We start from the raw sequence: 21,245 nt of genomic DNA, 5'->3' as shown, positions 1-21,245 counted from the left end.
ATGGGAAGAGCATTGCGCGTCAAGCGAGATATAATTAAGCAGATTCATTATTGATATCAAATAAATTAAATTAGAAAACATGATTTTATTGCGCTGTAGGCATAAATACAGCGCAGATATTTTTAATTCTTTACTTTGTCTCCCCACCAATCCATAAGCTCAACTCTTTGAATCAAGTAAGTTGATCGGTTATAAGCTTTTCGAACTTCATTTCTGTCTGAATGTGCTAAAGCAGCTTCAATAACATCAGGATTGAATCCGGCTTCATTGAGTGCAGTACTTGCAATAGCGCGTAATCCGTGAGCAACTAATTTCCCACCATAACCAATGCGCTTAAGCGCGGCATTAGCTGTCTGACTATTCATCGGTTGCTTTGGGTCATTCCTGCTCGGAAAAACATGCTTTCGGTGAGCACTAATTGGTTTCATTACTTCCAGAATCTCTAATGCCTGAGGTGATAGAGGTACAACATGCTCACGCTTAGACTTCATCCGTTCGGCTGGAATAGTCCAGACCTTTGCATCGAGATCAATCTCTGCCCAGCGGGCACCTGAGGCTTCTGAAGGGCGCACAAGTGTCAGGAGTTGCCATTCAATTAAACATCGAGTCGAAACAGAGAGATTAGACATCACCAAAGAACGCATGAGTTTTGGTAATTCTTCAGGCCTAAGCGTCGGCATATTTTGTTTTTTGGGCTTCTCGAAGGCCATCCCAACACCAGACGCTGGATTGGCATCAAGCAGACCAGTGTTTACAGCATAAATCATTATCTCGTTAATTCGCTGGACTAGTCGACGTACAGTCTCGAGCGCTCCACGAGCCTTAATTGGGTCAAGGGTTTCAACCAGTTTTCGTGCTTTGATTTGCTGAACGGGTATCTCACCGATTGCAGGGAAAACATCTTTCTCAAGTGAACGCCAAATATCCTTAGCGTAATCAGGGGTAACGCTTTTACTTTTGAGCTGAAACCAGCTTGCAGCGACCGTTGAAAAAATACTGTCCAGAGCGATTTGTTCCTGTTCCTCTGCAACTTGAGCTTGAATTTGTGGATCAATTCCATTGGCTAATAAAGCAAGGTAATCCGCTCTTAATCCTCGGGCATCAGCAAGCGAAAGGGCAGGGAAGGCACCGAGCCCAATCATAGTCCGCTGCTTTGTTGTCGGACGTTGATAACGGAAACGCCAAAGCTTTTTACCGCTAGTTTTTACTATCAGGAAAAGCCCATCGCCATCATGCAGCGTTAGCTCTTTCTCTGACGCTTTAGCGCGAAGAATTTCGGTGTTAGTCAGGGGGCGTGTTGTCCGTGCCACTATGGCCGCTCCTTCATGAATTGGTATACGCTTTAGGTATACATCCTACCGTATACCTAAACGTATACCAATAATCACTGGATTTAGCCGGATTTACTCGGACGATTACAGACACAAAAAAAAGCCCGCAGGGCTTGTGCCGTGCGGGCTTTCAGGATTTCACCGGACGTATCCGGATCATTGTGTGGTGGAGCTGGCGGGAGTTGAACCCGCGTCCGAAATTACTACACCGTCGGCACTACATGCTTAGTCCAGTCTTTACATTCGCCGGTCAGCTGCGGACGGACACGCCACTGACAGACTAGCCTGATTAAGTTTAACGCTTCAACCCCAGGCAGGGCATCCACGCGATCTCTTTTGGGTTTGACCTCTCTTGATCCCCGTCCTAAGAGCGGAGGCTAGGGAGAGAGGGCTCTCAGCAGGTTATTAAGCTGCTAAAGCGTAGTTTTCGTCGTTTGCGACTATTTTTTTGCGGCTTTTTACGAGGCCAACCGCCCCTCGGCATGCTCCTAAGGCTTCACAATCCCGTCGAATCCAGAATCAGCCCCAGAACTTCAAATACTAGCAAAAAAGCGTATCGAATTCCAGTATTTAACGATTGGCATTCTTCATAATACGCGCTTTGTCCATTTGCCATTCGCGATCTTTGATGTCGTTACGCTTGTCGTGTTCTTTCTTACCGCGAGCCACGCCGATTTTTAACTTACACCAGGCGTTTTTCCAGTAGAGCGACAGCGCAACAACGGTATAGCCCTCGCGATTAACGCGGCCATACAGTGAATCCAGCTCACGCTTTTTCAACAGCAGTTTACGGCTGCGGGTAGGATCGCAGACTACGTGCGTTGAAGCCACGGCGAGCGGCTGGAAGGTTGAGCCGAACAGATAGGCTTCGCCATCGCGCAGCAAAATGTAGCTGTCGCTGATGTTCGCTTTACCTGCACGGAGTGATTTAACTTCCCATCCCTGTAGCGACAAACCGGCTTCGAACTCTTCTTCAATGAAGTATTCGTGGCGGGCGCGCTTGTTCATGGCAATGGTGGCAGAACCGGGTTTGTGTGCTTTTTTCTTTGTCATAATGCCGCGTATTTTACATCACTTGGTCGGTTATCGCATCCCCAGTCCAGCGGGGCAGCAGGAAACAGGGTATTCTAGCACACCATGACAATGAGGAATTTTTGTTTAATCGCTGAAAATGCTATTATTTAGCGGTTTTGTGACGAACAGGAACCATTATGGCTCAGATTAGTCGTTCGGCGCTGGTCCCCTTTAGCGCCGGACAAATGTACCAACTCGTAAACGATGTCGATGCCTATCCGCAGTTTCTGCCGGGCTGCACCGGTAGCCGCGTGCTGGATGCCTCTGAAAATCAGATGACGGCGTCAGTCGACGTGTCTAAAGCGGGCATCAGTAAAACCTTTACTACCCGTAATACGCTGACCGACAACCAGAGCATTCATATGCAGCTGGTCGACGGCCCGTTCCGCAAGCTGACCGGCGGATGGCGCTTTATCGATCTCGGCGATGATGCCTGTAAGGTCGAACTTAGCCTGGAGTTTGAGTTCACCAATATGCTGGTTGAAATGGCATTCGGTCGCATCTTCAAAGAACTGGCCAACAGCATGGTGCAGGCGTTCACGCAACGCGCCAAAGAGGTTTACAGTGCCTGATATCTCGGTTGAGGTGGTGTACGCCCTGCCTGAAAAACAGTATCAGCAGTACGTAAAGCTGGAAGAGGGCAGTACGGTCGAGCAGGCCATCAAAAAATCGGGTTTGCTTGAGCTGCGGCCTGATATCGACCTTGCCAGCAATAAAGTGGGCATTTACAGCCACCCGGTGAAACTGACGGATATCGTGCAGGAAGGCGATCGGGTTGAGATCTACCGCCCGCTGATTGCCGACCCGAAAGAACTGCGTCGTCAACGCGCAGAACGCGCGGCCAGCAGCAAGAAATAACTGGTCAGATCGAAGAACATGAAAAAGGCGCTGATGAGCGCCTTTTTGCTTTCTGCGGGTTAATCACCGCCGCGATAGCGACGGTCAGAATCAACCGTTAGCCTTCTTGCGAGGACAGGGCAGGTTTATTGTCGATGTTGGTCAGCACACCGCTGCGGTCGAAGGTCAACGTCAGTGTCTGCTGTTTGACCTTCTCATGGCCAGGTTCCTGACGGAATACGTAGTACCAGACATTGCTACCAAACGGATCTTTCATCATCGGCGTACCCAGTGTATAGGCCACCTGCTGCTGAGTCATGCCGGTATGAATCTTGGCAACATCATTGGCAACCAGATAGTTTCCCTGATTGATATCGGGACGATAAACCACGCGCTCTAAAGTGGAGCATCCGGCGGTCATCATCAACATTACCACTGCCGCGGCAGTCAGCGTTTTACAGCGCATCTATACATTCCTTTTCTGGGGCCAAACGCCTTTTACAGGCTGTTCTTCTGCCATCAAATTCTGAACTCTGCCTGCGGCAGGCTTTATTATTCAGGCGACAATAGCTGTCGATGATAATAAACCTTTTCGCTATTGGAAACCTCTACAGAGCATGCATATGACCACGCTGTGTTAAAAAAGTGCATATCAGGCGGCTAAAAGTTCTTTAGCATTAGCCAGCGTGTTGCGGGTGACCTCGCTGCCGCCCAGTAAACGCGCCAGTTCCTGCAAACGTGCGCGCTTGTCCAGCGGCTGCATATGGGTTTCCGTCATTTCGCCGTCAGTCTCTTTGCTGACAAAGAAGTGCTGATGTCCGCAACCGGCGACCTGCGGCAGATGCGTAACGCACATCACCTGTGTTGATTCGCCCAACTGGCGCAACATCTTGCCGACGACGGCGGCGGTAGGGCCGCTGATGCCCACGTCAACTTCGTCAAAGATCATCGCCGGGGTTTCCATCTTGCGGGCCGTAATCACCTGAATGGCCAGCGCAATACGTGACAGCTCACCGCCGGAAGCAACTTTGCCCAACGGCTGTAAAGGCTGCCCAGGGTTGGTCGTCACCTGGAAATCAATGCGGCTTGCGCCATCCGCCGTTAACTGATCGGGATTAAACACCAGGTCGATGGCAAAGCGGCCGTGCGGCATCGAAAGCAAATGCATGCTCTGGGTAATTAACTGCTGAAGCTCATCCGCAAAGCGGCTACGTTGTTCGTGCAGTCGTTCCGCGCACTGTAAGGCCGCCTGATAATGTTCGGTAACCAACGTTTGCAGACTTTCCTGATCGCTTTCCTGCTGGGATAACAGCTCTGCTTCATCCAGCAATTGCTGATGGAGAGCGGGTAAGCCTTCCGGCGTGACATGGTGCTTACGCGCCAGCGCGATTTGCCGCGAGATACGCTGTTCCAGTTCATAAAGGCGATTGGGATCCAGATCGAGGCTGTCGCAGTAGTGACGCAGTTCGTCGCTGGCTTCGCTCAACTGAATGGCCGCTTCTTCCAGCAGGTTATAAACCCCGCTGACCTTGTCATCCAGTGCGGTAAGCTCTGACAGCATCTGGCGTGCGCTGTACAGCATACTGTTGAGGTTGGTGTCATCGCTGTCCGCCAGAAGCTGAAGTGCCTGCTGGCTGGTTGAAAGCAGCTGTCCGCTGTTGGCCAGGCGTTTGTATTCTTCGTCGATCTGCTCGAACTCACCTGCCTGCGGGGCAAACTCGTTCAGTTCTTTGAGCTGGTACTGCAGTAATTCGCGACGGGATTCACGTTCCTGCGCCTGCTGCTGATGCTGCGCCAGAGTACGGCAGCTCTGATGCCAGGTCTGATACGCCGCACGCATCTCAACCAGCAGCGCGTCATGCCCGGCATAGGCATCCAGCAGGTGTTTTTGATGGTCGGGCTTGAGCAGCAACTGGTGCGCGTGCTGGCCATGAATCTGAATCAGCAACTGGCCTAAATCGCGAAGCTGTGAAAGCGGAACCGCCGTGCCGTTAATAAAACCGCGTGAGCGGCCATCGGCACTGATCACGCGGCGCAACAGGCACTCATTGCCATCATCCAGTTGGTTGTCGCTGAGCCAGCGCTGAGCGGAAGGCGAGGCTTTGATTTGAAAGCGCGCGCATAAATCTGCGCGGTTGGCACCCTGACGCACCATATCGGCATCCGCGCGACCGCCGAGGCACAATCCGAGCGCATCGATAGCAATAGATTTACCGGCACCGGTTTCACCGGTAATGGCCGTCATGCCACGTTGAAAATCAATGTCGAGCTCACGAACGATAGCGAAATTGCTGATGGTCAGTTGTGCCAGCATAGCGTCACCTGTATGAATAAACACATATGGTTTTTCATACAGTATAAACTGGTTTTTTATCCAGTAAAGAGGGCGCGCTCACTTTCAGAACAATTTTTTTGACCAGCCCAGTTTGGAACTCAGCGTGTTGAAATAGCTGTAGTTTTTGGGATGGATAAGATTGAGATGGTTTTCGCTGCGGCGGACCAGCACATCTTCCCCTTCCTGAATAGGCAGCGCAATCTGGCTGTCGCAGCTGATTTCCAGGTCGTTGCGGCGGGCCGAAAAGCGCAGGCGAATGGTGCTGCTGCTGTTAATCACCAGAGGCCGGGCCGATAAGGTGTGCGGAAACATCGGCACAATCGTTATCGCGTCCAGCGACGGCGTTAAGATCGGGCCCCCTGCGGACAGGGAATAGGCCGTAGATCCGGTCGGCGTAGAAATGATCAGGCCGTCTGAGCGCTGTGAAAAGGCAAACACCTCATCAATGTACACTTCAAACTCGATCATGTGGGCGACTTTGCCCGGATGGAGTACCACTTCATTAATCGCGCTGCCGATGCGGGGTGAGCAGTCGGTTTTGCATACCTGCGCTTCCAGCAGAAAGCGGCTTTCCACAAAATAATTGCCGTTTAGCACGTCATCAAGCTGATGGTGCGCGTTATCTGGATCCAGATCCGTCAGAAATCCCAGATTGCCGCGGTTGATGCCAATCACTTTTATGTCATACCGCGCCAGTACTCTGGCTGCGCCTAGCATATTACCGTCACCGCCGACCACGACGGCTAAATCCGCCTGCTGGCCGATTTCTGCCAGCGTGCCAGTCTGGACATCGCCCAGTGAGAGTTCCTGCGCAATCTGCTGTTCGACAATGACACGGTAGCCCTTACCGGTCAGCCAGCGGCACAGCATTTCATGCGTGGTAAGCGCGGTGGGATGGCGTGGATGGCCCACAATTCCAATGCAGTTAAAGTGTTTGTTCATCGAGTGGGTCTTCCTCATAAGCCAAATCGGCACGATGATGTGACGTGTTCCCTTGAAACCGCCAAACCAATCCCCATAATAAGCCAACCAGCGAAGTGAATGTGCAAAACGCGGAGAAATTCATGAGTAGTAAAGAACAGAACACCCCAAACGAGCAAGTCTCAGACGAAATTCAACAGGAACAACAGCAACCTCAGGACGCGGAGACAGCAGGTGAGGTGGATCCGCGTGATGAGCGCATTACTCAGCTCGAAGCTGAGTTAGCGCAGTTGCAGAACGGCGTGCGTGACGCGCAGCTGCGTGCACAGGCAGAGATTGAAAATGTGCGTCGCCGTACCGAGATGGACATTGAAAAAGCGCACAAATTTGCGCTGGAGAAGTTTGCCAACGAGCTGCTTCCGGTGATTGACAGCCTGGAGCGTGCGCTGGAGCTGGCGAACAAAGAAGATGAGAAATCCGCTTCGATGGTGGAAGGCATTGAGCTGACGCTGAAATCGCTGCTGGGCGCAGTGCGTAAATTCGGTGTTGAAGTGGTCGGTGAAACCGGCGTGCCGTTCAACCCTGAAGTTCATCAGGCGATGTCGATGATGGAATCTGACGAGGTCGAGCCTAACCACGTGATGATGGTGATGCAACGCGGTTATACCCTGAATGGGCGTCTACTGCGTCCGGCCATGGTTGCAGTGGCCAAGGCGAAAGCCTGATTGTAGCCTCATCTCACAACGGCCGCGCACTGACGCGGCCGTTGTGTTCAGGCTGCCGGTTCAGGTAAAACCGGTGTCCAGTCAACAGGATCTCTGCCGCTTTCTTTTAACAGGGCGTTAGTTTTTGAGAAATGCTGGCAGCCAAAAAAGCCGCGGTGTGCCGAAAGGGGAGAAGGATGCGGCGCCTGCAACACATGATGGCGCTGGCGATCAATGATGCTGCCTTTCTTCTGCGCATGCGAACCCCACAGTAAAAAGATTACCCCTTCACGCTGCGCGTTAATCGCGTCAATCACCCTGTCGGTAAAGGTTTCCCAGCCCAGCCGGGCATGAGAATGCGCTTTGCCCGCTTCCACTGTTAACACGGTATTCAGCAACAGCACGCCTTGCTCTGCCCAACTGGCCAGATAGCCATGACTGGGTTTCTCAAAGCCCGGAATATCCTGCTGCAGCTCTTTATACATGTTCTGAAGGGAAGGCGGAATGGGCACGCCCGGCAATACAGAAAAAGCCAGACCATGTGCCTGATTCGGCCCGTGGTAAGGATCCTGACCCAAAATCACCACTTTCACATCGCCTAACTCCGTTAAGCGAAAGGCATTAAAGACGTCTTTTTGCGGCGGATAAACGGTCACGCCTGCAGCCCGCTGGTTGGCGACCTGTTTCAGGGTTTCAATGAAATAGGGCTTCTCTTTCTCTTCAGCCAGCACATCGTGCCAGGTCAGCTTTGCAGCCATAATCAACTCCCTTGTGTTCTGAACGCTAAGCTTAGCTGTTCAGTATCCAGACATGAAGCCTAAAATTATTTTAAAAATCCAATAAAATATAGTCCCGCTACGTTTTAAAAATCAATCGCTTAGCAATGTGGCCAAAAAGTGCCCGATTGTACTTGATTCAGGTCAAAACTAACGTCATGAGCGAGTGATATACCAGTTGCTCATCATTGATTTATTGACGGTATTGGTCCAGCCAATGCCTTGCAGGAGACACTGAGATGATCACAGGTATTCAAATTACCCAGTCACACAATCCGGCCTTAGTGAATTCGTTCTGGCTGTTAGATGAAGAAACCGCTCAGGCACGTTGTCTGTGTGCCGTAGCGGGCTATCAGGACGATCAGATTGTCGCGATTGGTGAGTTAGGGGACATGGCTTACCGTGAAGTACCGGTCGAGATTAAACCCCAGGTACGCGTGGAAGGCGGTCAGCACTTAAACGTTAACGTCCTGCGCCGTGAAACGCTGGAAGACGCCGTGAAACATCCTGAGAAGTATCCGCAGCTGACCATTCGTGTTTCCGGGTATGCCGTGCGCTTTAATTCGCTGACGCCTGAACAGCAGCGTGACGTCATTGCCCGAACCTTTACGGAAAGTTTATAAACTGGCTGTGTGCTGAAATAAAACGCAGCGCCAGAAGGACAAATTCCTACGCGTTAACAGACAGATAGAACATGACTGTCATCGGGTGAAATATCCAGCCGGGCGGCTTTATGATGTTTGATGCTGAATGGAGACGAAACCGGGCTTTAGCCACCTGAACAATGAAAAATCGCCTCTCAGGAGGCGATTTTTTTAGAAGCGTGCTGTTTTATTCCGCATTCTCACTGCCGGATGAGCTACCACTTGGCTTGCGGCGTTTACCGACATTTTTAAGATCGCGATGGCGTTTTTTCACCCGCGGTTTCTCTTCTTCTTTGGCTTTTCGCTCTGCACGCTTTGCAAGCGCCTTTTTCGACGGTTTTCCGGTGGTTTTTGGCGAAGGCGCACGCGTGACCGGACGCAGCTCGTCAATCACCCGTGCTTTAATCGGCTCGTCAACGTAGCGGCTGACTTTACCCAGCAGCAGATGGTCATGGGCTTCGACCAGCGAAATGGCGATGCCTTTACGACCGGCACGGCCCGTACGGCCGATGCGGTGCAGATAGGTATCCGCCGTGCGTGGCATATCGAAGTTAATCACGTGGCTCACATCCTCCACGTCAATCCCGCGTGCGGCGATATCGGTGGCGACCAGCACGTTTACCCGACCTTCCACCAGACGTTTAATCGCCTCGTTGCGTTTAGCCTGGACCATTTCCCCTTCCAGGTAGCTGGTGCGGATTCCGGCATCATGCAGCCAGCTGACCAGTTCATGCAGGCGTTCACGTTTACGCACAAACACAATGGATCGGGTCACTTCCGGCTGCTTTAACAGGTGAACCAGCAGTTTGGTTTTGTGCTCAAGATCGTCGGCGCGGTGATACCACTGCTGAATTTTCTTACGCTCGCGACGGCTGGGATCGGCTTCCAGTTCAACCGGTTCGTTCAGCAGGCGCTCGGCAAAATCTTTAATATGCTCGCCTTCCAGCGTAGCGGAGAACAGCATCGTCTGTTTACGCCAGCGCGTTTCACCCGCGATGGTTTCGATATCCTGGGCAAAGCCCATGTCCAGCATGCGGTCTGCTTCATCCAGGATCAGCGTTTCCACTGCGCGGCAGTCAAAGTTTTCTTCTTTGATGTACTGCAGCAGACGGCCGGTGGTGGCAACCACAACGTCCTGATTTTCGCTGAACACTTCGGCGTGGTTCATAAAGGCCACGCCGCCGGTGATAGTGGCGATATCCAGATGCGTATGTTTCGCCAGTTCCCGCGCCTGGTCGGCAACCTGCATCGCCAGTTCACGGGTTGGCGTTAAAATTAAAATACGTGGCGGGCCAGACTTCTTGCGTGGAAAATCGAGCAGGTGCTGCAACGCCGGTAATAAATACGCGGCGGTTTTCCCGGTCCCGGTAGGTGCCGAACCCAGAACGTCGCGGCCCTCCAGCGCGGGGGGAATGGCAGCAGCCTGAATTGCTGTCGGGCGCGTATAGCCTTTCTCCTGCAGCGCTTCAAGCAGGCTTTCGTCGAGTTCAAGTTCGGAAAATGTGGTTACGGTCATGTTCTACCTCAGTTTGGGGCGCTGATTATAGACAGATCGGACATAATCTTCATCTGTTTATCGGTATTGACTGCGTCAGATTACGTCAACGGCGTGAATTCCCCAACCTGGCACGTTACACTTGGCGCCAGCTATACGGCAGAAAAACAGGTGAATGGTCGCTGAGTATGATGCAGGACAAGCCGCAGGCGCGGCCGCAGTTAAAAAAGAACGGGTTTACCTTCAAGCAGTTTTTTGTCGCACACGACCGCTGTGCAATGAAGGTCGGTACTGATGGCATTCTGCTGGGCGCGTGGGCACCGGTCGCCGGGGTAAAGCGCATCCTTGATATCGGTACCGGTTCGGGCCTGATTGCGCTGATGCTGGCCCAGCGAACGTATTCTGATGTGGTGATCGATGCGGTGGAGCTCGATGCCGACGCTGCGCAACAGGCCAGCGAGAATGCCTGTCAGTCACCCTGGGCTGCGCGTATTCATGTTCATCAACAGGATATCGCGCAGTGGGCGGAAAACAGCAATACGCGCTATTCACTGATCGTCAGTAATCCGCCTTACTTTACACTTGGCGTGGCCTGCTCAACGTCGGCACGCGACAGCGCACGCGCGACCGGTACCTTAAACCATCAGACCTTATTACGTTGCGCAGCGTTGCTCATAGAAGAAGAGGGCTTCTTTTGTGTGATATTGCCTGAGACGACAGGGCAGGAGGTGATTGCGCAGGCACAATCGGAGGGCTGGCATCTGCGCTTTCGCTTCGATGTGGCGGAATATGCTCACCGTCCGCCGCATCGTGTATTGCTGGGGTTTTCACCCAGTCCGGGTGAAACCCTGTTTGAACGCCTGGCTATCCGCGATGCCGACCGGCAGTATTCTGACGCCTGGCAAAGCCTAACGCGTGACTTCTATTTGTTTATGTGATCGCCGGGCTGCAGGACGGTCGGTTGCGCTTCCGCCAGCGTATCGGGATAGTCGCGAATAAAATGCAGCCCGCGGCTCTCTTTGCGTTGCAGCGCACAACGCACCATCAGCTCTGCCACCTGTACCAGGTTGCGCAGTTCCAGCAGGTTGTTTGACAGCCGGAAGTGGCGATAGTACTCGTCGATTTCCTGTTGAAGCAGGCTGATGCGGCGCAACGCGCGTTCCAGCCGCTTAGTGGTACGGACAATGCCGACATAATCCCACATAAACAGCCGTAGCTCATGCCAGTTATGCTGAATAACCACGCGCTCATCGGCATCATCCACCTGGCTTTCATCCCATGCCGGTAAACGATCTACGGTCTCCGTTTCAGGTAAGATCCGCATCAGATCCTCCGCGGCAGACCAGCCATATACCAGACACTCCAGGACAGAATTTGAGGCGAGGCGGTTGGCACCGTGCAGCCCGGTATAACTGACTTCACCGATTGCATATAAACAATCGATGTCGGTGCGGCCATGCCGATCGACGACCACGCCACCACAGGTGTAATGCGCGGCGGGCACCACAGGGATTCTGTCCTTTGTCAGATCAAAGCCAAAGGTCAGCAGTTTTTCGTAAATCATCGGGAAGTGGGAACGGATGAAGGCCGGCGGCTGGTGGCTGATATCCAGATACATGCAGTCTACGCCCAGCCGTTTCATTTCATGATCGATGGCGCGGGCGACGATATCGCGCGGGGCCAGCTCCGCGCGTTCGTCGAAGTCAGGCATAAACCGCGAACCATCGGGCCGCACCAGCCAGGCGCCTTCGCCGCGCAGGGCTTCCGTCAGCAGAAAGTTTTGCGCCTGCGGATGAAACAGGCAGGTAGGGTGAAACTGGTTAAATTCCAGGTTAGCGACCCGGCATCCTGCTCGCCAGGCCATCGCAATGCCGTCACCAGAGGCGACATCAGGATTCGTGGTGTACTGATAAACTTTGGCCGCGCCGCCCGTGGCCAGCACGACGGCGCGCGCCTGGCAGGTTTCGACCCGTTCGCGATTGCGGTTCCAGATCCAGGCCCCCATTACCCGGCGGGGGCCCGGTAAGCCCAGTTTGTCTGACAGGATCAGATCCACCGCGTTAGTGCGTTCCAGGATGCGGATATTCGGATGACGCAACGCCTGGCCGACCAGCGTGGTTTCCACTTCCCGGCCGGTGGCGTCGGCGCTGTGCAGAATACGGCGATGGCTGTGGCCGCCTTCTCGCGTCAGGTGGTAACGCATTTCACCGCCGGCCTGAGGATCGGTATCAAACGCCACGCCATGATCGATCAGCCACTGCACGCAGTGCCGCGCATTGCTGGCGACAAATGAAACAGCCTCACGATCGCACAAGCCCGCCCCGGCAATCAGCGTGTCTTCAACGTGAGAATCCACACTGTCAGTTTCATCAAACACTGCCGCAATGCCGCCCTGCGCATACAGCGTTGAGCCTTCATTAACCTGCGCTTTACTGAGCACAGTGACCCGGTAATGCGAGGCCAGCCGCAACGCCAGTGACAGTCCCGCCGCACCGCTGCCCACAATAAGCACATCACACTGATAATCTGAGGGGGAGAATGTTGTCATAGTGTTTAATTTACTAAACAAGAATGACCCGAGCATAAGCCTTTGATGGTTTTTTGTGAAGTATTTTGAACACGCAAGCAGGCGTGATAGCGGACTAAATCTAATTTATGAGATATATCAAATGGTTAGTCATTTAACCGTTTAAAATCTGTTTTTCATACCAAACTTAATCGAATACAAGGATTTAAAGATGAAAAAGCGGCTGTCATAGGTTACTCTGCCTGCGATTTGCGCGTGTTACATTGAACGAAAATCAACAAACTGTGTAATCCTGCAGCAAAGCGGCCGAAAATGAACTTTTCGCCACGTAATGACTCAAAGCGCATGCTTGCTCAATAGCTGTGTGCTGGCAGTTCCTTAACGCATAAGAAAGTATTTGGGGAGACTTTACCTCGGATGAGCGAGCAGTTAGCGGACCAGGTTCTGGTTGAACGGGTTCAGAAGGGGGATCAAAAAGCTTTCAACTTACTGGTGATCCGTTACCAGCATAAAGTCGCGAGCCTGGTCTCACGGTATGTGCCTTCAGGCGATGTGCCTGACGTCGTTCAGGAATCATTTATTAAAGCGTATCGGGCACTGGATTCTTTCCGTGGCGATAGCGCGTTTTACACCTGGCTGTATCGGATTGCCGTGAATACAGCCAAAAACTATCTGGTTGCTCAGGGACGCCGTCCGCCTTCCAGCGATGTTGATGCAATTGATGCGGAAAATTTCGAAAGTGCGGGTGCGTTAAAAGAAATTTCGAACCCTGAGAACTTAATGTTGTCTGACGAACTGAAACAAATCGTCTTTCGTACCATCGAGGCGCTTCCTGAGGACTTGCGAATGGCAATTACCCTCAGGGAACTTGACGGTCTGAGCTATGAAGAGATCGCCGTCATTATGGATTGCCCGGTGGGCACGGTAAGGTCACGTATTTTCCGTGCACGTGAGGCCATTGATAATAAAGTTCAACCGCTTATCCAACGTCAGTGATAACGGCTACTGGAAGGGTATTAGGCATGCAGAAAGAAAAACTTTCCGCTTTAATGGATGGTGAGGCTTTAGATAACGCGCTGATTTCAGCCCTGTCTAAGGATGCAGATCTACAAAAAAGCTGGGAACGCTACCATCTGATTCGCGACACCATGCGTGGCGATGTTGGTGAACACCTGCATTTTGATATTTCTGCTCGCGTTGCCGCTGCCATCGAAAACGAGCCACAGCGTAATGTGACGTCCCTGATTCCTGAAGCACAGCCCGAGCCTTCTCGCTGGGAAAAAATGCCGTTCTGGCACAAAGTTCGCCCCTGGGCGGCCCAGATTACGCAGGTCGGCGTCGCAGCCTGTGTTTCCCTGGCGGTAATTGTGGGTGTTCAGCACTATAACCAACCCACCAACGGCAGCGTGGAAAGCTCTGACTCACCGGTATTCAACACCTTGCCAGTGATGGGCAAAGCGTCACCTGTCAGTCTGGGTGTCCCCTCGGATATGTTTGGTTCAGGCAATGCCTCACAACAGGTGCAGGACCAGCGTCGCCGCGTGAACACCATGCTGCAGGACTACGAACTTCAGCGTCGTCTGCACGCCGATCAGCTGCAGTTCGAAACCAATGCGCCAAAACAAGCGCAGGCCAATGTACCGGGTAATCAGTCATTAGGAATGCAGCAGCAGTAATGAAGCCGCTATGGTATGCCGTTAGTCTTCTGACGGGCAGCCTGTTGTGGTCCACTGCCGCCCCAGCGCAGGTTTCTGCGTCTGGGGCGTTATTACAGCAGATGGAGCAGGCAAGTCAGACGCTCAACTACGAATTCGCCTACATCAACGTTTCCCGTCTTGGTATGGAATCGCTCCGTTATCGTCACGCAGTAATCGACGATCGCGTCTATGCACAGATTCTGCAGATGGACGGTCCGCGTCGCGAAGTCATTCAGCGCGGCAACGACATCAGCTATTTCGAACCGGGTATTGAGCCTTTCTCGCTTCCCGGCAATCACATCGTTGATGCGTTGCCATCGATTATCTACGCCGACTTTGCCAAACTTGATGCGGCTTATGACTTTATTACCGTCGGCCGTTCCCGCATTGCCGATCAGATGTGTGATGTGGTGCGCGTAGTGTCGCGCGATGGCACGCGCTACAGCTATGTTGTATGGCTGGATGTGGATACCAAGCTGCCGCTGCGCGTGGATCTGCTGGATCGTGACGGTGAAACGATGGAACAGTTTCGCGTGATCAGCTTCGCGGTGGATGATGGCGTACGCAACCTGATGCAGGGCCTTGAAAAAGCCAATCTGCCGCCGTCGCTCTCATTAACCAAATCAGACAACGCGACGCTGGACTGGGAGCCCGCCTGGCTTCCCGCAGGGATGACGCTCGTTTCCCAAAGCCGGCGTATGCTTCCCGCGTTAAATAAATCCCTTGAATCCCGGCTGTACAGCGATGGTCTGTTTAGCTTTGCTGTAAACGTTACGCCGGCAGATAAAAACAGCGTCGCACAGACATTGCGCACGGGACGTCGTACGGTGGAAACCGTAATACGCGATAATTACGAAATTACGGTCGTTGGCGAGTTACCGCCTGCGACGGCCAAACGTATCGCGGACAGTGTTAATCCTGGGGCAAAAAAATGATGAGAGAATGGGCCACCGTGGTGGCATGGCAGGATGGTATCGCCACACTGCATACCGAAGCCAAAACCTCCTGCAACAGCTGCCAGGCACGCAAAGGCTGTGGCAGCCATATGCTGAATAAGCTGGGGCCAAAGAATGCGCATGTGATGCAAATCGCCAGCAGCAAGCCCCTGGCTCCGGGCCAACGTGTCGAACTGGGCATCAAAGAGAGCAGCCTGCTCGGTTCGGCACTGCTGGTATACATGACGCCGCTGTTTGGCCTGTTTCTGTTCGCAGGTGTGTTCCAGGCCCTGTTCGGCAGCGACCTGGCCGCCGCCTGCGGCGCGCTGTTAGGCGGAGTTGGCGGCTTTATCGTCGCCAAAGGCATTTCCATGAAATTTGGCGATAGTGAGGCCTTCCAGCCGGTTATACTTAATATCGCCTTGCCCCCAGATGCGCTTCGTGTTGAAAGCGAAGCCTGACCCCTGCTTAAGCCGCACTTGTTGCGGCTTTTGTCTTAAGCCTGACGTGCAAAAAACTGTTTCGTTTCCACGACGTTCCATTCTTTTATGCGCGGCCTTAACAGTGTAATATGCGTCGTCATTAATGAGGCTGACAGGATTGTGGGTTAAGAGCGATCTTCCTGAATGTGTCTGTGCTCAGGTTTCTAACTGATTCTCTACGTGAAGATATCTCTATAAATGAAGCACATAAGAAATTTCTCCATCATCGCCCACATTGACCACGGTAAATCCACGCTCTCTGACCGCTTGATTCAGATCTGTGGCGGATTAACTGACCGCGAGATGGCCGCGCAGGTTCTGGACTCAATGGACCTTGAGCGTGAACGTGGTATTACCATCAAAGCACAGAGCGTGACGCTCGATTACAAAGCCCAAGACGGCGAAACTTACCAGCTCAATTTTATCGACACGCCGGGACACGTTGACTTCTCATACGAAGTTTCCCGCTCACTGGCCGCCTGTGAGGGTGCGCTGCTGGTGGTGGATGCCGGACAGGGCGTTGAAGCGCAAACCCTGGCTAACTGCTACACCGCGATTGAGATGGATCTGGAAGTCGTGCCGGTGCTGAATAAAATCGATTTGCCTGCCGCCGATCCTGAACGTGCTGCACAGGAAATCGAAGATATTGTCGGTATTGATGCCACCGATGCCGTGCGTTGCTCGGCGAAAACCGGTGTCGGCGTACCTGAAGTGCTGGAGCGCCTGGTGCGCGATATTCCGCCGCCAGAAGGCGATCCGGAAGGGCCGCTGCAGGCACTGATTATCGACTCCTGGTTCGATAACTACCTGGGTGTTGTCTCGCTGGTTCGTGTGAAAAACGGCACCATGCGTAAAGGCGATAAAATCAAGGTACTGAGTACCGGCCAGGTTTATAACGCCGATCGACTGGGCATTTTCACGCCGAAGCAGGTTGACCGCACTGAACTGAACTGTGGCGAAGTCGGCTGGCTGGTCTGCGCCATTAAAGACATTCTGGGCGCGCCGGTGGGCGATACCCTGACAACAGCACGTAACCCGGCGGACAAAGCGCTGCCTGGATTTAAAAAAGTGAAGCCGCAGGTTTACGCCGGTCTGTTCCCGATTAGTTCTGATGACTACGAAGCGTTTCGTGATGCGCTGGGCAAGCTGAGCCTGAACGATGCTTCTCTGTTCTACGAGCCAGAGAGTTCAACCGCGCTGGGCTTTGGCTTCCGTTGCGGCTTCCTGGGTCTGCTGCACATGGAGATCATTCAGGAACGTCTGGAACGTGAGTACGATCTCGATCTGATCACGACCGCACCGACGGTGGTGTACGAAGTGGAAACCACGGGCGGCGAAGTCATTTATGTGGACAGCCCCTCGAAGCTGCCACCGCTCAATAACATTGAAGAGTTGCGTGAACCGATTGCGGAGTGTCACATGTTGCTGCCGCAGGAATACCTCGGCAACGTCATTACGCTGTGCATCGAGAAACGTGGCGTTCAGACAAATATGGTTTACCACGGCAATCAGGTTGCGCTGACCTATGAGATTCCAATGGCTGAAGTGGTGCTCGACTTCTTTGACCGTTTGAAATCAACATCGCGCGGCTATGCTTCACTGGACTACAATTTTAAACGTTTTCAGGCCTCTGACATGGTGCGCGTCGACGTGCTGATTAACTCAGAACGTGTTGATGCGCTCGCGCTGATTACCCACCGTGATAACGCACCTTATCGTGGACGTGAGTTGGTTGAGAAAATGAAAGACCTCATCCCACGTCAACAATTTGATATTGCGATTCAGGCGGCAATCGGCAACCACATTATCGCTCGCTCAACCGTCAAACAGCTGCGTAAGAACGTCCTTGCCAAGTGTTACGGCGGTGACGTCAGTCGTAAGAAAAAGCTGTTGCAGAAGCAGAAAGAGGGTAAGAAGCGAATGAAGCAGGTCGGTAACGTTGAACTGCCGCAGGAAGCATTCCTCGCCATTCTGCATGTCGGAAAAGACAGCAAATAAGGATCTTAAATGGCTAATATGTTCGCGCTAGTCCTGGCGATAGCGACATTGATTACTGGTATTCTCTGGGTGATCGATCGTATCAAGTGGGCACCACAGCGCCGGGCGCTGCAGGCGGCGGCACAGGCGCAGTCAGGCGGCACGCTCGATAAAAAAACGCTGGCAAAAATGGCGCCTAAGCCGGGCTGGATTGAAACCGCTGCCTCCGTATTTCCGGTGCTGGCCGTGGTATTCTTTGTGCGCTCATTTGTGTATGAGCCTTTCCAGATCCCGTCAGGATCGATGATGCCCACGCTGCTGATTGGTGACTTTATTCTGGTCGAGAAGTTTGCTTACGGCATTAAAGACCCGATTACGCAAACCACGCTGATCCCCACCGGGCATCCTAAGCGTGGCGATATTGCGGTCTTTAAATACCCAAAAGATCCAAGCCTGGACTACATCAAGCGCGTGATTGGCCTGCCGGGCGATCGTGTAACCTATGATCCCTACAGTAAAACGCTGACTATTAATCCGGCCTGCGATAATGGCAAGCCTTGCAGCAAAGCGTTGCCAGTCACCTACAGCAACATTGAGCCAAGCAAGTTTGTTCAGACGTTTAGCGGGTTTGATGGTAACGAAGCCGGTAACGGGTTCTACCAGGTGCCGCTGAATGAAACCATGCGCGGTGGATTACGTCTGGCCACGCGCAAAGAAACGCTGGGCAATGTGACGCATGACATTCTGTTGGTGACGGAAGCACAAAGCCAGGCGAGCATGTACTATCAGCAGCCCGGCCAGCCGCAGGCGAGCTGGGTTGTGCCGCAGGGGCAGTATTTCATGATGGGTGATAACCGTGACAACAGCGCCGACAGTCGCTACTGGGGCTTTGTTCCCGAGCGCAATCTGGTCGGTAAAGCGGTCGCCATCTGGATGAGCTTTGAAAAACAAGAAGGCCAGTGGCCAACCGGCGTACGACTGAGTCGTATCGGCGGTATCCATTAAGCCAGCCTGAGAGTCAGGCAAAATAGGGTGGCCTCCGTCATGGGGGCCACTGCACACCAAACAGAATGTGTTGGATTCTCAGCCCTGTTTGGTATGCAGAGTGACAGACGCAAAACAGAACTGGAATCGCATGAACCCCATCCTGATTAACAAGCTTCAGCGCAAACTGGGCTACACTTTTACACATTCTGAACTTTTACAGCAGGCGTTGACGCATCGCAGCGCCAGTAGCAAGCATAACGAACGCCTGGAGTTTTTAGGCGATTCGATTCTGAGCTACGTGATTGCAAATGCGCTCTACCACCGTTTTCCGCGTGTGGATGAGGGCGACATGAGCCGCATGCGCGCGACGCTGGTGCGCGGTAATACGCTGGCAGAGATGGCGCGTGAATTCGATTTGGGTGAATGCCTGCGTCTGGGGCCCGGCGAATTAAAAAGCGGCGGCTTCCGTCGTGAATCTATTCTGGCGGACACCGTGGAAGCGCTGATTGGTGGTGTCTTCCTCGACAGTAATATTCAGACGGTCGAAAAGCTGATCCTTGACTGGTATCAGACGCGCCTGGACGAAATCAGTCCGGGTGATAAACAAAAAGATCCGAAAACGCGCCTGCAGGAATACCTGCAGGGCCGTCATCTGCCGCTGCCAAGTTACTTAGTGGTGCAGGTTCGTGGCGAAGCCCACGATCAGGAATTTACCATTCACTGTCAGGTGAGTGGCATGGCAGAACCGGTGGTGGGCGTGGGCTCCAGCCGCCGTAAAGCTGAACAAGCAGCGGCTGAACAGGCGCTGATTAAACTTGGTCTGGAATAACAGTATTATCCCGGCGCCGCAACCGGCGCTGAAAACCTCAGGACTCGAATGAGCGAAAATGTTACATACAGCGGCTTTGTCGCGATAGTTGGCCGGCCTAACGTCGGTAAATCCACCTTACTGAACCAGTTACTGGGGCAGAAGGTTTCAATTACGTCGCGTAAGCCGCAAACCACCCGTCACCGCATTATTGGCATCCATACGGAAGGCGCTTATCAGGCGATTTACGTGGATACGCCCGGCCTGCATATGGAAGAGAAGCGAGCGATCAACCGCCTGATGAACCGTGCGGCCAGCAGTTCTATCGGTGACGTTGAACTGATCATCTTTGTGGTTGAAGGCACGCGCTGGACGCCCGACGACGAGATGGTGTTAAACAAGTTGCGCGATGGCAAAGTGCCGGTTCTGCTGGCGATCAATAAAATCGACAACATTCAGGATAAAAGCGTCCTGTTACCGCACCTGCAGTTCCTCAGCGAGCAGATGAACTTTATTGATATCGTGCCGGTTTCGGCCGAAAGCGGTAAAAATGTCGACACCATCGCCGCCATCGCCCGCAAGCATCTGCCGGAATCTGACCATCACTTCCCGGAAGATTACATTACCGATCGCTCACAGCGCTTTATGGCATCCGAAATTATCCGTGAAAAGCTGATGCGTTTCCTCGGTGCGGAACTGCCTTACTCGGTCACAGTCGAAATCGAACAGTTTGTGTCTAACGCGCGTGGCGGTTATGACATCAACGGTTTGATTCTGGTCGAGCGCGAAGGGCAGAAAAAAATGGTGATTGGCAATAAAGGCGCCAAAATCAAAACCATTGGTATTGAAGCGCGTAAGGACATGGAAGAGATGTTCGATGCCAAAGTGCATCTCGAACTGTGGGTTAAAGTTAAATCCGGCTGGGCAGATGACGAACGTGCGCTGCGTAGTCTGGGTTACACAGACGATCTCTGAATAAATGGAAGGCTGGCAACGCGCCTTTGTGCTGCATAGTCGTCCTTTCAGCGAAACCAGTCTGCTGCTTGACCTGTTTAGTGAAAGTGAAGGCCGTGTTCGTGTCCTGGCAAAAGGAGCACGATCACGGCGTTCTCAGTTAAAAGGCACACTTCAGCCTTTTACCCCACTGCTGGTGCGCTGGAGCGGTCGTGGTGAGGTGAAAACGCTGCGCAATGCCGAAGCGGTTTCGCTTGCTCTCCCCCTCAGTGGTATCACGCTTTACTGCGGCCTGTACGTCAACGAGCTGTTGTCTCGGGTACTGGAACAGCACATCCCCTTTTCCGACCTGTTTTTTGACTATCTGCAATGTATCCAGACGCTGGCCGCCGCCGAGGGTTCACCCGAACCTGCACTGCGTCGTTTCGAGCTGGCGCTGTTGGGGCACCTTGGCTATGGCGTGGATTTCCTGCACTGCGCAGGCAGTGGTGAACCGGTCAGTGAAGACATGACCTACAGCTACCGGGAAGAGAAGGGCTTCATCGCCAGTCTGGTGCTCAATCAGCGCAGCTTTACAGGTAAACACCTGCAGGCGCTCTCCACGCGTGAATTTCCCGATGCGGATGCCCTGCGCGCGGCGAAGCGCTTTACCCGCATGGCGCTGAAACCCTATCTGGGGGGCAAACCGTTAAAAAGTCAGGAGCTTTTCCGTCAGTTTACACCGAAAAAAAAGCCCGATATTGCCGGCGAGCCCTGATGCG

At 53.0% G+C, this 21,245-nt stretch carries 22 protein-coding genes and 1 other RNA gene; 14 read left to right on the top strand and 9 right to left on the bottom strand.

Annotated features, from left to right (window positions below):
• Positions 1-122 precede the first annotated feature (122 nt).
• The 3 genes from RAC90_RS11915 to smpB all read right to left on the bottom strand — a co-directional run bounded on the left by RAC90_RS11915 (position 123) and on the right by smpB (position 2,384).
• Positions 123-1,310 (bottom strand): integrase domain-containing protein, encoded by a 1,188-nt coding sequence (locus tag RAC90_RS11915; protein WP_375124366.1) that lies wholly within the window; start codon positions 1,308-1,310, stop codon positions 123-125.
• Positions 1,311-1,495: 185 nt separating this feature from the next.
• Positions 1,496-1,858: a transfer-messenger RNA gene (gene ssrA / locus RAC90_RS11910) on the bottom strand.
• A gap of 43 nt (positions 1,859-1,901) precedes the next feature.
• Positions 1,902-2,384 carry an SsrA-binding protein SmpB gene (smpB, locus tag RAC90_RS11905; RefSeq protein ID WP_033740943.1) on the bottom strand — a complete coding sequence of 161 codons (483 nt, stop codon included), beginning with the start codon at positions 2,382-2,384 and terminating at the stop codon, positions 1,902-1,904.
• A 158-nt stretch (positions 2,385-2,542) separates the two neighbouring features.
• Between smpB and RAC90_RS11900 the strand changes: the two genes are divergently transcribed.
• Entirely contained in the window at positions 2,543-2,977 is a 435-nt protein-coding gene (locus RAC90_RS11900; RefSeq protein WP_006120491.1) for a type II toxin-antitoxin system RatA family toxin, read from the top strand.
• The gene (locus RAC90_RS11895; protein WP_006120493.1) at positions 2,970-3,263 is read left to right on the top strand and encodes an RnfH family protein; all 294 of its coding nucleotides are present in this window, start codon (positions 2,970-2,972) and stop codon (positions 3,261-3,263) included. Before RAC90_RS11900 ends, RAC90_RS11895 begins: the two co-directional genes overlap by 8 nt.
• A gap of 97 nt (positions 3,264-3,360) precedes the next feature.
• Here RAC90_RS11895 and bamE read toward each other — a convergent pair whose 3' ends face one another.
• The 3 genes from bamE to nadK form a co-directional block, all read right to left on the bottom strand.
• Positions 3,361-3,708, bottom strand: coding sequence for an outer membrane protein assembly factor BamE (gene bamE / locus RAC90_RS11890; protein ID WP_033740942.1), 348 nt, complete (start codon positions 3,706-3,708; stop codon positions 3,361-3,363).
• Positions 3,709-3,894: 186 nt separating this feature from the next.
• Positions 3,895-5,556, bottom strand: a complete 1,662-nt coding sequence (gene recN / locus RAC90_RS11885; RefSeq protein ID WP_054633311.1) for a DNA repair protein RecN — start codon at positions 5,554-5,556, stop codon at positions 3,895-3,897.
• Between the two features lie 84 nt (positions 5,557-5,640).
• The gene (gene nadK / locus RAC90_RS11880) at positions 5,641-6,519 is read right to left on the bottom strand and encodes an NAD(+) kinase (RefSeq protein ID WP_375124365.1); all 879 of its coding nucleotides are present in this window, start codon (positions 6,517-6,519) and stop codon (positions 5,641-5,643) included.
• Between the two features lie 122 nt (positions 6,520-6,641).
• Between nadK and grpE the strand changes: the two genes are divergently transcribed.
• Positions 6,642-7,223, top strand: coding sequence for a nucleotide exchange factor GrpE (gene grpE / locus RAC90_RS11875; protein ID WP_375124364.1), 582 nt, complete (start codon positions 6,642-6,644; stop codon positions 7,221-7,223).
• Between the two features lie 47 nt (positions 7,224-7,270).
• Here grpE and ung read toward each other — a convergent pair whose 3' ends face one another.
• Positions 7,271-7,960, bottom strand: coding sequence for a uracil-DNA glycosylase (ung, locus tag RAC90_RS11870; RefSeq protein WP_006120500.1), 690 nt, complete (start codon positions 7,958-7,960; stop codon positions 7,271-7,273).
• A 257-nt stretch (positions 7,961-8,217) separates the two neighbouring features.
• On the opposite strand from ung, the gene grcA reads away from it, so the two are divergent.
• The gene (grcA, locus tag RAC90_RS11865) at positions 8,218-8,601 is read left to right on the top strand and encodes an autonomous glycyl radical cofactor GrcA (protein WP_039340033.1); all 384 of its coding nucleotides are present in this window, start codon (positions 8,218-8,220) and stop codon (positions 8,599-8,601) included.
• Positions 8,602-8,809: 208 nt separating this feature from the next.
• Here the strand turns inward: grcA and srmB are convergent, their stop codons facing one another.
• Positions 8,810-10,138: an ATP-dependent RNA helicase SrmB gene (srmB, locus tag RAC90_RS11860; protein ID WP_033740936.1), complete on the bottom strand. Its 1,329-nt coding sequence runs from the start codon at positions 10,136-10,138 to the stop codon at positions 8,810-8,812.
• Positions 10,139-10,305: 167 nt separating this feature from the next.
• Here srmB and RAC90_RS11855 point away from each other — a divergent pair, with 167 nt between their 5' ends.
• Positions 10,306-11,055: a tRNA1(Val) (adenine(37)-N6)-methyltransferase gene (locus tag RAC90_RS11855; protein WP_375124363.1), complete on the top strand. Its 750-nt coding sequence runs from the start codon at positions 10,306-10,308 to the stop codon at positions 11,053-11,055.
• On the opposite strand, the gene nadB is transcribed toward RAC90_RS11855, so the two are convergent.
• Positions 11,040-12,701 (bottom strand): L-aspartate oxidase, encoded by a 1,662-nt coding sequence (gene nadB / locus RAC90_RS11850; RefSeq protein ID WP_058707690.1) that lies wholly within the window; start codon positions 12,699-12,701, stop codon positions 11,040-11,042. The genes RAC90_RS11855 and nadB overlap by 16 nt on opposite strands.
• A gap of 360 nt (positions 12,702-13,061) precedes the next feature.
• Here nadB and rpoE point away from each other — a divergent pair, with 360 nt between their 5' ends.
• The 9 genes from rpoE (at position 13,062) to recO (ending at position 21,241) form a co-directional block, all read left to right on the top strand.
• Entirely contained in the window at positions 13,062-13,640 is a 579-nt protein-coding gene (rpoE, locus tag RAC90_RS11845) for an RNA polymerase sigma factor RpoE (RefSeq protein WP_006120509.1), read from the top strand.
• A 26-nt stretch (positions 13,641-13,666) separates the two neighbouring features.
• Positions 13,667-14,320 carry an anti-sigma-E factor RseA gene (gene rseA / locus RAC90_RS11840; protein WP_375124362.1) on the top strand — a complete coding sequence of 218 codons (654 nt, stop codon included), beginning with the start codon at positions 13,667-13,669 and terminating at the stop codon, positions 14,318-14,320.
• Positions 14,320-15,276 (top strand): sigma-E factor regulatory protein RseB, encoded by a 957-nt coding sequence (rseB, locus tag RAC90_RS11835; protein WP_006120511.1) that lies wholly within the window; start codon positions 14,320-14,322, stop codon positions 15,274-15,276. Before rseA ends, rseB begins: the two co-directional genes overlap by 1 nt.
• Entirely contained in the window at positions 15,273-15,737 is a 465-nt protein-coding gene (gene rseC / locus RAC90_RS11830) for a SoxR-reducing system protein RseC (RefSeq protein WP_375124361.1), read from the top strand. The genes rseB and rseC overlap by 4 nt, the downstream gene beginning before the upstream one ends.
• Before the next feature lie 219 nt (positions 15,738-15,956).
• Positions 15,957-17,756: a translation elongation factor 4 gene (gene lepA / locus RAC90_RS11825; protein WP_039340027.1), complete on the top strand. Its 1,800-nt coding sequence runs from the start codon at positions 15,957-15,959 to the stop codon at positions 17,754-17,756.
• A 9-nt stretch (positions 17,757-17,765) separates the two neighbouring features.
• Complete coding sequence (gene lepB, locus RAC90_RS11820) at positions 17,766-18,740, top strand: signal peptidase I (RefSeq protein ID WP_006120515.1); 975 nt, start codon at positions 17,766-17,768, stop codon at positions 18,738-18,740.
• Positions 18,741-18,870: 130 nt separating this feature from the next.
• Positions 18,871-19,551 carry a ribonuclease III gene (rnc, locus tag RAC90_RS11815; RefSeq protein ID WP_006120517.1) on the top strand — a complete coding sequence of 227 codons (681 nt, stop codon included), beginning with the start codon at positions 18,871-18,873 and terminating at the stop codon, positions 19,549-19,551.
• A gap of 48 nt (positions 19,552-19,599) precedes the next feature.
• Positions 19,600-20,505, top strand: coding sequence for a GTPase Era (era, locus tag RAC90_RS11810; protein ID WP_375124360.1), 906 nt, complete (start codon positions 19,600-19,602; stop codon positions 20,503-20,505).
• A gap of 4 nt (positions 20,506-20,509) precedes the next feature.
• A complete protein-coding gene (recO, locus tag RAC90_RS11805) occupies positions 20,510-21,241 on the top strand; it encodes a DNA repair protein RecO (protein WP_039340024.1) in 732 nt (243 codons plus the stop codon).
• The last annotated feature ends 4 nt before the right edge of the window (positions 21,242-21,245 follow it).

Origin of the sequence: Pantoea sp. CS_6, assembly GCF_041954745.1 — a bacterium.
Classification (GTDB): Bacteria; Pseudomonadota; Gammaproteobacteria; order Enterobacterales; family Enterobacteriaceae; genus Pantoea; species Pantoea stewartii.
Note: the sequence above shows the minus strand (reverse complement) of the source record. Positions and strands in the feature narration are given on the sequence as shown.